The organism is Variovorax atrisoli 110B, from assembly GCF_000382045.1.
Taxonomy (GTDB): Bacteria; Pseudomonadota; Gammaproteobacteria; order Burkholderiales; family Burkholderiaceae_C; genus Variovorax; species Variovorax atrisoli.
Genome location: NZ_KB907457.1, coordinates 14,706 through 25,799 on the forward strand (window position 1 = coordinate 14,706; position 11,094 = coordinate 25,799).

General features: G+C 62.2%; 11 protein-coding genes. 4 read left to right on the forward strand and 7 right to left on the reverse strand.

Features of this window, described 5'->3' with window-relative positions:
* Nucleotides 1–14 precede the first annotated feature (14 nt).
* On the reverse strand, nucleotides 15–1,184 hold the full coding sequence (locus tag G369_RS0121450; protein WP_019656092.1) for an HNH endonuclease signature motif containing protein: 1,170 nt from the start codon (nucleotides 1,182–1,184) through the stop codon (nucleotides 15–17).
* 129 nt (nucleotides 1,185–1,313) lie between these two features.
* On the opposite strand from G369_RS0121450, the gene G369_RS0121455 reads away from it, so the two are divergent.
* Both G369_RS0121455 and G369_RS0121460 read left to right on the forward strand, forming a co-directional pair.
* Nucleotides 1,314–2,246 carry a hypothetical protein gene (locus tag G369_RS0121455; RefSeq protein ID WP_019656093.1) on the forward strand — a complete coding sequence of 311 codons (933 nt, stop codon included), beginning with the start codon at nucleotides 1,314–1,316 and terminating at the stop codon, nucleotides 2,244–2,246.
* A gap of 538 nt (nucleotides 2,247–2,784) precedes the next feature.
* A complete protein-coding gene (locus tag G369_RS0121460; protein ID WP_020723203.1) occupies nucleotides 2,785–3,768 on the forward strand; it encodes a hypothetical protein in 984 nt (327 codons plus the stop codon).
* 1 nt (nucleotide 3,769) lies between these two features.
* Here the strand turns inward: G369_RS0121460 and G369_RS0121465 are convergent, their stop codons facing one another.
* The 4 genes from G369_RS0121465 to G369_RS37170 form a co-directional block, all read right to left on the reverse strand.
* Entirely contained in the window at nucleotides 3,770–4,249 is a 480-nt protein-coding gene (locus tag G369_RS0121465; RefSeq protein WP_019656095.1) for a PIN domain-containing protein, read from the reverse strand.
* The gene (locus tag G369_RS0121470) at nucleotides 4,246–5,367 is read right to left on the reverse strand and encodes an ImmA/IrrE family metallo-endopeptidase (RefSeq protein WP_019656096.1); all 1,122 of its coding nucleotides are present in this window, start codon (nucleotides 5,365–5,367) and stop codon (nucleotides 4,246–4,248) included. Before G369_RS0121470 ends, G369_RS0121465 begins: the two co-directional genes overlap by 4 nt.
* Nucleotides 5,367–5,951 (reverse strand): hypothetical protein, encoded by a 585-nt coding sequence (locus G369_RS36125; RefSeq protein WP_019656097.1) that lies wholly within the window; start codon nucleotides 5,949–5,951, stop codon nucleotides 5,367–5,369. Before G369_RS36125 ends, G369_RS0121470 begins: the two co-directional genes overlap by 1 nt.
* Nucleotides 5,952–6,347: 396 nt before the next feature.
* Nucleotides 6,348–7,391: a hypothetical protein gene (locus G369_RS37170; RefSeq protein ID WP_157773755.1), complete on the reverse strand. Its 1,044-nt coding sequence runs from the start codon at nucleotides 7,389–7,391 to the stop codon at nucleotides 6,348–6,350.
* Nucleotides 7,392–7,423: 32 nt separating this feature from the next.
* Here G369_RS37170 and G369_RS0121485 point away from each other — a divergent pair, with 32 nt between their 5' ends.
* Both G369_RS0121485 and rpoH read left to right on the forward strand, forming a co-directional pair.
* Nucleotides 7,424–8,305 carry a competence protein CoiA family protein gene (locus tag G369_RS0121485; RefSeq protein ID WP_157773756.1) on the forward strand — a complete coding sequence of 294 codons (882 nt, stop codon included), beginning with the start codon at nucleotides 7,424–7,426 and terminating at the stop codon, nucleotides 8,303–8,305.
* A gap of 313 nt (nucleotides 8,306–8,618) precedes the next feature.
* The gene (rpoH, locus tag G369_RS0121490) at nucleotides 8,619–9,560 is read left to right on the forward strand and encodes an RNA polymerase sigma factor RpoH (protein ID WP_019656100.1); all 942 of its coding nucleotides are present in this window, start codon (nucleotides 8,619–8,621) and stop codon (nucleotides 9,558–9,560) included.
* Nucleotides 9,561–9,618: 58 nt separating this feature from the next.
* On the opposite strand, the gene G369_RS0121495 is transcribed toward rpoH, so the two are convergent.
* Nucleotides 9,619–10,443, reverse strand: coding sequence for a DNA alkylation repair enzyme (locus G369_RS0121495; protein ID WP_019656101.1), 825 nt, complete (start codon nucleotides 10,441–10,443; stop codon nucleotides 9,619–9,621).
* A 16-nt stretch (nucleotides 10,444–10,459) separates the two neighbouring features.
* On the reverse strand, nucleotides 10,460–11,080 hold the full coding sequence (locus G369_RS0121500) for an SCO family protein (RefSeq protein WP_019656102.1): 621 nt from the start codon (nucleotides 11,078–11,080) through the stop codon (nucleotides 10,460–10,462).
* Nucleotides 11,081–11,094: the final 14 nt, after the last annotated feature.

An 11,094-nucleotide genomic window follows, 5' to 3' on the forward strand; every position in this document is an offset into this window, starting at 1 on the left:
TTTTCGCACTGGATCTATTCGGCGTCGGTGTCGTCCCATTCCCCGATGTCATCGGACTCTTCATCGTCCCAGCCGCCGAAGGGCCTGATCAAGCCGGATTTGTAGAGCCCCGCTTCATAAGTGCGCGTCTTCAGACCCTCCAGAGCATTCCGCATGCCGATCACAGTACCAATGATATGCAGCTTGCCCCCGTCCCCACGCTTTAACGTCTTGACCTGGACGAGGCTACCGATGTCTTGTGCGCCACGCAGCCAACCAGTCCACGCCGAATTGGAGGTTGCCTCTCGGCGGTCGAAGTCGAAAGTGACCTCCACGCGGTTGGCTGATCGCCGCGCGCGGACAGCCTGCATGTTCGCTGGCGCTTGCAGAATGTCTTCGAAGATGTGGCGCCCCTGAACATAGATAAGGTCGCCCGGCAGCACGGCCGCCTTCAAGGGCCCACGATCCAGATCGTCGGAAATGTTCCTGACGGCCGTACAGCTGAGCACCTCATAGAGCATCGCCTTGGCGTACCGGTAGAGTGCCATGCGATGCGATCCGTCGTAGATGTAGCCGCCGTCTGGCGCTGTCGCCGTGATGTCGCCGTCCTCGTTGCACACGCCGGCGCGCTCGGCCTGAACTCGCCCCGGCAAGCCGGCAAGATCGACACCGTTTGCACGTGCAAGCTCGGCTAGGCGCAGGTGATTGAAGTAGTTCCACTGATCGGACTGCAGCTGCGTGCCCATCTGGATCGCTTGTGCGTCGTCTCGCCCAGCCTGTTCTTCCCAACGCCGCTTGAAGTCGCGCAGCCGAGCTGCGGTCAGTGAGATCTGTAGATCGCGCGTCGAGTGGGCTTCACCGTGGTGCTCTGCGCACAATACGGCCAGGTTCCCCGCCGTGTGGTCATGAGTCTTCGCCCAAGGCTCGATGTGGTGGACGATGACTGGCCGACCTGGAATGCGGCAGACACAGCAGGCCCAACGGTTTGCATACAGTACCTGATTCAGGATATCGGATGGGATCGCGGGCCTGGCCCCGGCGCGCAGATTTCTCATGACCGTCTCGGAAATGCCCAGCGCGCTCAGTTCCGCATTGGTCGCGGTTTGGAGCTTGGCAGCAGTCCAACCGCGCGCGCGCAAGTGAGCAGCCTGGTCGCTTGGCATGCCCCGCGCGACCAGCGCAATCTCGGTCCGGTTTCCATTCATCCTGATAACTATATGAGAGCAGTCGGCCAGATGCCAGCCACGCTGGGCATCCGCACGAGGGACAGCCTTCGACGCGTCAATTCCAACCAAGCTGTGCGGTATGCTCGAACAAACAAGTAGGGAGGAAGCATGGACTTCAAAGGGCGTCGTGTTGTAGCGCATAACGTTTGGCCGGTCGCCACAGAGTTCCAGGCAGAAGCCGAGTTCAAGAACAAAATCGCTTCCCAGAACGGCCTGGCTCCGTTCCAGACGATTGCGCTCGCCGCCGACTCCAATCCGGCCTACCAGCGATGCATTGGTCACTTGATCGACGGCTTGGACGCCTTGCCGAACCGGCCCGACTACCTGTTCGATCATTGCGTCAAGGTCATGGATCTCGCTCAGAGGCACCTGGCGCAGGGTAAGGGCCTGCGTGGCGTGATGGAGAACCTGCCTGCTGCCTTGCTCGCACAGGACTCGACTTCATGGGAAGAAATCACCAAACAGCTAGGCCAAGCCATCCCGCGTGTCACGGTTGATTTCCTGGCAAAGCGTCTTCTTCAGGCTCATCTTGGGCAGGGCGAGAAGCCTAACCAGCTGAAAGATCGGGCTGAGACTGCGATGGGGCAGGCGCTCTACAACGCCTTCTGCCAGAAGTATTCGACTGACTCCAGCGGAAACACGCTGCAAGACTTCGGCGTCAACATTCCTAAGGCCGGATCTTTTCTGCGCCTGTACCTTTCTGGTAGGCCCGGCACCCGCAAAAAGAAGGCGTCCGCAGCAGTTCTTAACCTGACCACCAATGAAATTCCGGCCCAGACGCGGATGAAGGTCATCCTCTCTCTGCTCCTCTTCACGGTCCGCAACGAGCGCGCACATGGTGCTGTGATCAGTCCCTTCCGAACCAGCAAAGCCAACCAGGAACGGTATGAAAGCTATTACTACCTCATGCTCACGGCGTACGTTTTTGCGCTGGGGACCTTGGTCTTGCGTTTCCCCGGCAAGAGCGTGACTTCACCTGCCATCTTGGCCGGGTGCCTCGATAATCTGGCGTTGCAACAATCGTTTTTCGCGCTCAAGTGATCTGAGCTTACTTACGGAGTACGACTTCCCGCAGCGCGGGCTTCTGGAGTTGGAGCCGGTCGACATCGAGTTAGACGCTAAGGGGCTTTGGCAAAGTCCGACGCGCCCCCATCTACCTGCGTGATTCATAAGCGAGCATGCTCGAGAGTCCGCTTGGGGCGCACAGCTGCTTGGTCCCTTCCTGATCAGCGTCAGCAACCGGTCTGAAGTGGATGGACGCGAAAGACGGCTACGCAGCGCTTGCGTCAGTCAAGCCTCCGGTGCAACAGTCCGCTCGATTTCTAGAAGCAGGCGCTAATAGAAGGTAATGATCTCTCCGCGTTCTTCGACGTCTTCTACCTCACGGTGCACTCCGTCCTGACGTCTGTCCGTCCGCTCCATGGCGCGACGGCGACCGGACGCGCAAGTGGAGTAAGCTTTCTCGATGAGTTGCAACATCGTCCCTGTGGGCCGGCGCCGAGACGGCGGGACTCGGTATTGGTGCCTTGGGCATCACGCTAACGCCACGGCTAAATACGGCACCCCTGCGGAGAGGTGCGTGGCGGCTGACGACGAGCCGATCGCGCCCGAAGACACGCTGGACTTGGACTTCCGCTGCTACCCCGGCGGCATCGCGTTGTGGGGATCCGTGCCCGCCGTCTACGACACCACGAACAAGCCCATCGACCGGGGCATTCACGTGCACGCCCGGCTCGAAAAAAGCGGGGTGAAAGTGATTGACCGGACGTATCGCAAGCTGCGTATCCCGCTCGCCAAGGACTTGCTCTCGGATGGGTGGGCGGAGGTCGACGAAATCGACGCCATCAACTACATGGTTTCAGCCGTGTTCGGGTTCCAGACGATTACGGTCAACTGCACCTACTGCGGCTTCCCGCACCTAGACCGCGACTGGTTCGCCGTCCATGCGCACCGGCGCCACCAGTGCCACGGGTGCGGCAAGCAGTTCTCCGATAGCGGCGCGGGCGTGGGCAATCCCTTGGCCACCGTGAGGCATATGCTGGGCGCGCAGAAACCCAAGCTCGCACCTGCGAAGAAGAAGGTCAAGTTCAAGCAGCGCGACTTCCCCGGGGGCATTCAGATCTGGGGCTCGAATCCTGCAATCCTGTGGACCTCGGCGCGTGCCGAGGAGGATGGCATCCACGTGCACGCCTTCAAGACCGCCGACGAAGAGATGCCCAGCGGCTTGGACGACACGTTCACCGAGGTTGAGATCGACGGTGTGGTGCTCAACGCAACGCACGTGCGCGCCTTCATGGCGCAGTCGGCCATGCCGCACCTGGAGGGCAGAGTTCTGGATCTGGTCTGCCCCGGCTGCGGAGATCATCACTTTGACGAAGGCGAACACGCGTTCACGCCTCACATCGAGCATCGTTGCGGCTCGTGCGGGCTCTCCTTTGGCGCCCGCGGTCAAATGAAGAAGACGATCGCTAATCCTTTCGCAGGCGTGCGTCAGGCTCTCGCGACGCTCGCGCCCAACCCCTTGCGCAACGACAAGCTAGGGCTGCGCCCGGAGACGATCTGAGCTAGAACTCGGCTACGTCGATTGCAGGTAGGAAGCCTCCCCGCTCGCGCATCAGGCGGTAGGCGGCGAACGCCTCTGCCTGAGTGAGTAGCCCCGCCTTCACCGCTTCGCGCAAAAGGCCAATGGAGCCGGTGAGGCGATCTTCACCAAGAACTTTCACGATCACCTTGCGCGCAGCTTTGTCGTCGCAGGCGACCGAGGAGCCTACCTCCGCTGCGGCCAGGATGCACTCGGTCTCGCCATTGTCCAATTGCCACTCCGCTTTCGCCTTGAGGAAGCGCGAGACGCTGATCAACTTGTCGTCGACCAGTGCGAGACGTCCGGCCGCGACAGCCGCGTCGATCGCCTCCGCGACGGTGCGCGACTCGTCGCGCACGACGCCGCTCACTTGGAACGATGTGCCCGGAAGGCGCAGGACTTTCGAAAGGACTTCGCCGTTGGCGAGGTTCAGGAGGGTTGAGGCATCCAGGATCCGGATCACGCGGCTATTTCGGCGTTGGCAACGAACAGCGCGGAGACCGGGACGTTGAGGAGTTCCGCAGCGCGCCCTACCGAAATCTCCCCGGCCCTCACCTTACGCGCCGCCGCCTGCAGGAGCGCAGGGGAGGCGTCCACCGGGATGTCCGGGCGCGGCGGGATGCCCAGCTCTGCGGCGCGCCGCTCGGGATTCTTGTAGTCCTCCTGCAGCTTTTGATACATGGCGCGCGCACCGCGCGGCGGCACCAAGCCCAGGCCTTCACATCTGCGCGCTGCGACCTCGAAGCTGACGTGGAACAGGTGTGCCAGCCACAAGATCTCGATGTCGCCCAGCGGGCCCTTGGCCCCGAGTTGCTCTCGAATTGTCTTTATCGCCAGCAGCACGCCGTGGCGCGGCAGCACGAGGGCCGAGCCGAAAGCGTCGGCGAACTTTTCCTCGAGCTTGCGCGGAACGCCTGGAATGCCGTCGAAGTCCTCTTGACGATCAAAGTGCGCATAGCCGCTCGCCTGATCGTCGTGGTGGGCGACCAAGTGCCCGAACTCGTGGGCCATGGTGAAGAGCAGGCGCGGCTTGAACGCGCGCGCGCCTAAGATCATCAACGCGTAGCCCTCGACGATGACAGACACCCCTTCGATGGCCGAGTCGCGCGAATAGAGGACGATGACGCCGAGCTCGTGGGCGACTTGCGGCAGGCGCGGAAAGGGCTCCTTGTCATCGAGGCCAGCGAAAGCCTTGCGGAAAAGCTGCGCAAATTCTTCAGCCGCCTCGAACTTCGGCTCCATGCCCCGGAACAGATTGAGCCACGCGGTGTTGCGGGGCATGCCTCGTGCGATCGCCAGCGCGTCGCGGACCTGGGCGGACACGACGTCGACCTCCGAGGAGACTTCAACCTCGCGTTGCCCTAGCGTGTGGCGGAACAGCGCCTTAACGGGTTCGGCGGGCTCCGCATCCAGCAAGCTCTCCAAAGGCAAGCGCATGGCTTTGGCGATGGCGCGCATCTCCGCCAGGCTTGCGTCGGCGCCGGCCGCGATCTGCGCGAAGCGCTCGGACGGTAGCTTCGCCTTCGCGGCGATCTGGTCGGCGGCGAGCTTGCGGCTGGCCAAGTGCTCGCCGATGTTCATCACGCCGCCGCCTCGCGCTTAATGTCCATCAACTCCCGGCGCAGCCGGTCCGCCTGCTCGTCGGTGAGCTTGCGGTGGCGCCCCACGATCTGGGCCACGCGCGGCCCGGAGCGGTCGAAGAGGCTCGAGAGAATGTCGATGGTCCGCTCGCGCCCCAGCTCGACCTCGCGCGGGGTCTCGAGCACCACGGGGTTCTGCCCCACTAGGTAGTTCTTGATTCGGTTCTCGAAGGACTCCGGCTTGTGGGTGTCCTGAGGGTGCTGGTAGCCATCGGGGGTCACGATGATGTTGCCCATCTTCTTGCCCGCGTCGAAGCGCAGGGCGTTCTCGGGAAACTTTCGCAAGGCGGCGAGCTGGTCTTCAAGCTTCTCTGCGATCTCCAAGCCACCGATCACGTATTGCCGGTGCTTTGGCCCCATGCTGCCGCTGATCACGAAGATCTGGTCGCCAGGGCGCACGAGGCGGCGTAGGTCAGGCCTACAAGAGCCCATGGTCGGGCGCGACCCGGAGGTGAGTAACGGGTCGGCCAGCGGGTGGCCCATGCCGGGATCAGACTTGGGCGAGATGAAGATGTAGCTGGACACAGCACCCTCCTAGAAAGAGTCACATAGGCATAGAACTGTATTTTTGAACAGTATTGATTTCTGTGCAAGAACTATCGAGATCAAAGTGTTCCAACGCGCCTTCATTTCAGTGGGCGCATGTCCGCTTCCTGATCTGCTCCTCTATAGCCTGCCCGCTAAGCGTGGGCGGCTGAAACGGCCTGGTTGCCGAGCAACGGGCATGTCTTAATGTTCAGCGCTGGCTCGCGGCAGGTTTCGACTGCCCGTTCTTCCGAACAGCAGTCTTCCATCGTAAAAGGGATGACAGACCGCTGTCAGTCTGATGCGGTCGTCTGCGAGAACTGCATGACGAACACCGCAACAACGCGCCACTATGAACTGCGGTCGGTTCTCGGTTATGAAACCTAGTCAGCTGACTTATCTGACGCGTCTGCCACGCCTCGTCACTCGATCGAAAGTAAAGACATGCTCCTGAGGTGCCTCGACGCAGCAGCCGAAGAGTCTGCGTCGCTCGTTGCCCTCGCCATAGCGCAGTTCAACCGCAGCAGCGCAGACAGGGCAGGTGGCGCTGTATCGAACCATGCCGACGATGCGCGCGTTGCCATCCTTAAAGCTCTCCAACTGGGCTGGCGCCTCGCTCCACCCTAGCAGAACGTCCGCGACGGGAATGATCCGATCCGCCAATAGCCACCAAAGGCTGCGAATCGAGCTCCAGAGCATCCAGCCTAGCCCAGCACCGAAGACTAAGAAGGCCAGATCCGCCGTGGTGACCGGCCGCCTCACAAAAAGCATCAGCCATACAGTCGCGACCAAGCCGGCAACACATACCATCGGCGCGAGGCCAGTGCACGCAAACAACAGGCCTCGAAGCGACCTTGTCTTAAACCAGCCGCTTCCAAAAAGCGGACGCGCTAGCCATGATGGCCTCACGGTGCCGGCAACCGCGTAGTCGTACTCTATTTGCGCGCCATCCGCACCCAACCTCGCCTCAACCAGTTCGTTGTCGCTTTGCGCGTCAATGATCCCCACTGGGGATCCCAATAAATACGGCTCCAGAGACCATTGCGCGCGATGGCGACCCGAGGGTGAGCGCTTGCAGACTCGCAGCGCATGCTGAAGGCCGTGCCGCACAAAGAATGCCTCCTGGTCTGCAGCTCGACTCGAGAGGTACTTCTCCAGATTGGCACTCTTGATCTTCCTGGAGGCGGCATCGAAGTCATCGCACTCTGGCCATTGGCATGCCTGGGCGAGGTCAAGCGCATCGAATTCCAATTGCTGCAAATCAGTGGAACCCGCGACTTTGAGCGACTCATCGGTCAAGGCCCGCAGCAACGTCAGCGCCTTGGCCTCGTCACGCTGAGTTGCGAGCCAATCGCGGAAGCACGGCAGCAATTCCCGCACAGCCGGCAACCCGTTGGCAACCGGTTGGTGGCTGGTTGGTGAGAGTTCGGATCGCAACACTGGGGCACCTCAACTCAACTCTTGGAGCCCCTATGTTGTCACTGTTTGCACTGCACGCCTCGAATCGTTTCGTCCACATCACAGAAGTCGAGCGTGGCCTTGCCTGCGACTGCCGATGCGCGATTTGCGGTGAGGTCGTCCTAGCACGCCAGGGGGACAAGCGCGAACACCATTTCGCACACAGCCCCAACATCGAGCCGTGTGCATCCAACTACGAGTCGGATCTGCATCGCTTCGCCAAACGCGTGATCCTTGAGGCAGGCGGCCTTGTTGTACCAGTAACTGCGGCCGTGGCACAAGCGCTCGGCTTCGGTGACGACCGAGCGTCTTCTATCCTCTTGGCGTGCGCGAACATCAAAGAGGAAGTCGCCATTGATGATCGGCGACCTGACTTGCTCGCGACCACAACAGATGGTGTTGGTGTGGCAATCGAGATCGCCTACTCTTCCTTCTGCGACTTGGAAAAGCGCCGGACATACGAGAACATGCAACTACCCGCGCTGGAGATTGACCTGCGGGCGTTCACACCCTCCGCTTTTGACGTGACCCAGGTCAAGCGAGTCGTCCTGGAAAACACCGCTTGCAAGTATTGGCTCTGGCCGGTCCGGCTGGATGACACGGCGATGGCGGAGCAACTACCAACATTGTCACCTGCCGCGCTGGCGGCGCAGCGACAGTTCCTACCCGAGGAAATCGTGACGATGCGCGGACGCTGGATCTCGATCAAAGAACTCCCGAGTGGTGACATCGCCATCAAGGCGGTGCGGTTCGACCCCGAAATCGTCTCAGCAGTGCGCACAGTCGCTCGGGCTCACTATGGGCGATATCGCCAGACACATCACAACTGGGTAATTCCTCACTTTCGGGCGGAGGCCGCTCGTGCACAACTGCGGGCAATTGCCTCAGCCAGATAGCCGCGATGCCCAACCTCGACTAGGGCCACAAAATTCCAACGCTCCTCATTATTTTATCCGGGTAATATATCAACTTATCCGAAAAGAACCCGGGATCTTTGCCCCGTTGCTACGGTCGAACGCAGTGTTTTATCGGTGCCGCCAGAAGCCAGAGCAGCGCCAAGTTGTTGATTTCAAAGAAACTGGAGTTCCGTTCCCAGTGAAAAAAATTCCAAACTCAGTGAAAACCGACAATAGAAATTCAAGGGAACCCTTGGATTAGCACTCCCTCTAACCGAGTGCTAATATGGCCAACACAAAGGAGTTTCCCCTGATGACAACCCTGTCTGGAGTCTCTGCAAACCAGCTGGCCGTCGCCAACCCCTGGTCGATGGTTCCCCCGCTGGGCAACCTGGACGCCTACATTTCGGCCGCCAACCGCCTGCCGATGCTCACGCTCGAGGAAGAGCAGGGCTACGCACGCAAGCTGCGCGACCACAACGATCTCGAAGCCGCCGGCGCGCTGGTTCTTTCGCACCTGCGCCTCGTGGTTTCCATCTCCCGCCAGTACCTGGGCTACGGGCTGCCGCACGGCGACCTGATCCAGGAAGGCAACGTCGGCCTCATGAAGGCCGTGAAGCGCTTCGACCCCGACCAGGGCGTGCGGCTCGTGAGCTACGCGATGCACTGGATCAAGGCCGAGATCCACGAGTACATCCTGAAGAACTGGCGCATGGTCAAGGTCGCGACGACCAAGGCCCAGCGCAAGCTGTTCTTCAACCTGCGCTCGATGAAGCAGGGCTTCAAGGCCGACTCGGCCCTTGCCGACACCGGCACGCACCGCGACACCCTGAGCCCCGACGAGGTCTCGCAGATGGCGACCCGCCTGAATGTGAAGCCCGAGGAAGTGCTCGAGATGGAAACCCGCCTCTCCGGCGGCGACGTGATGCTCGATCCGGGCCCGACCGACGACGGCGACGAAGCCTTCGGCCCGATCGCCTACCTGGCCGATGCCTCGCAGGAACCCACCGCCCTGCTCGAATCGCAGCAGCGCGACCGCCTGTCGAGCGACGGCATCGCGACCGCGCTCGAAGCGCTGGACGACCGCAGCCGCCGCATCGTTGAAGAGCGCTGGCTCAAGGTCAACGACGACGGTTCGGGCGGCATGACGCTGCACGACCTGGCTGCCGTGTACGGCGTGAGCGCCGAGCGCATCCGTCAGATCGAGGTGGCGGCCATGAAGAAGATGAAGAAGGCGCTCGCGGAATACGCGTAAGCCTTTCCTTCTTCCCTCCTGCCCTTCACGAACGAAGCCCGGCCCTGCCGGGCTTTTTTCATTTCGAGAGCGTCCGCAGCGCCCGCTTCGCGATGTAGCGGGTCTCGGCGGCATCCGACTCCGCCAGCCATCGTGCGCAGAGCTTTTCGACCCACTCGGGCTGGCTCTTGCTCGCATCGTTGAGCCAGTTCGCCACCGAGTTCTGCACATAGCGGCTGGTGTCGGCGCGCAGCGGTTCGATCAGCGGCAGGGCGCGCCAGGGCTCGGCCTTGAGCGCCTCGATCTGCGCGCACCACACGCCGCGCGGCCGCGTGAGTTCGCTGGCGAAGCGGCGGATGTTGGGGTCGGCATCGAGCACCCACGGCTGCAGCAGCACCAGCGCTTCGTCGAGCGATGCATTCACCGCGTCGCGCACCGCCATCCACGCGATCTCGCGTACGCCGAAATGCGGGTCGGCCGCGAATCGGCGCACCGACTCCAGCTGCGCCGCCAGCGGCAGGCCCGAAAGCGTGACCCACTGCGCCGCCCAGCTGCGCGCCACGTCGCTCGCATGGGTGGCCAGCCGGTGCGCGACGGCATCACGCTCGTCGTGCAGCGCGGCCAGGTCGTAGAGGGCGCGGGCGATGTGCCCATGCCGCTGCATCGGCTTGAAGGCGCCCAGCATCGCGATCGTGTCGGCCAGCCGCTCGCTCTGCGCATCGAGGCCGATTTGGCCCGCAACGCTGCGCGCCAGCCGCGGCAGTTCGAGCGCGAGGAACTCGTTGAGGTTGACGGTTTCGATCAGCCCGTCGTTGAGGGCATCGAGCACCTCGGGCGGGATGAGCGCGATGCGGAAGGCGCCCTTGCGCCCCTTCAGGTGCCCGAGCGGATCGGTGGCGGACATCAGGCGGGGGCCCCTCTCAGGAAGCCAGCAGCGTCTTCAGGTCGGACACCATCGGCGCCACGCCCGCGCCGTAGCGCGCGTAGAGCCGCAGCCGGCCCTGCGTGTCGTAGACGTAGCTGGCGGCGGAGTGGTCCATCGAGTAGCTGGTCGGCGTCTTGCCGTCGACCTTCTTGTAGTAGACCTTGTAGTCCTTCGCGACGGCTGCGAGCTCGTCGGCCGTGGGAATCAGCGCGACGAAGCTCGGGTCGAACGCGCCCATGTAGGCCTTGAGCACCTCGGGCGTGTCGCGCGCCGGGTCGACGGTGATGAACAGCACCTGCAGCTTGTCGCCGTCCTTGCCGAGCTGCTGCTTGACCTGCGCCATCTCGGTCATGGTGGTCGGGCAGACGTCCGGACACTGCGCGTAGCCGAAGAACAGCACGACCAGCTTGCCCTTGAAGTCGGCCAGGGTGCGGACCTTGCCGTCGGCGTCCTTCAGCGAGAAGTTCTTGGCGTAGTCGGCGCCGGTGATGTCGACGGCATTGAAGCTCTGCCTGGTTTCTTCGCTGCACGCCGCAAGGCCCAGGCCGAGCGCGGCGCTGATGCCTGCCCAGCCTGCGCCTGCAGCCATCAGCCGAAGAGCGTTGCGCTTGTTCATTGAAACTTGATGCT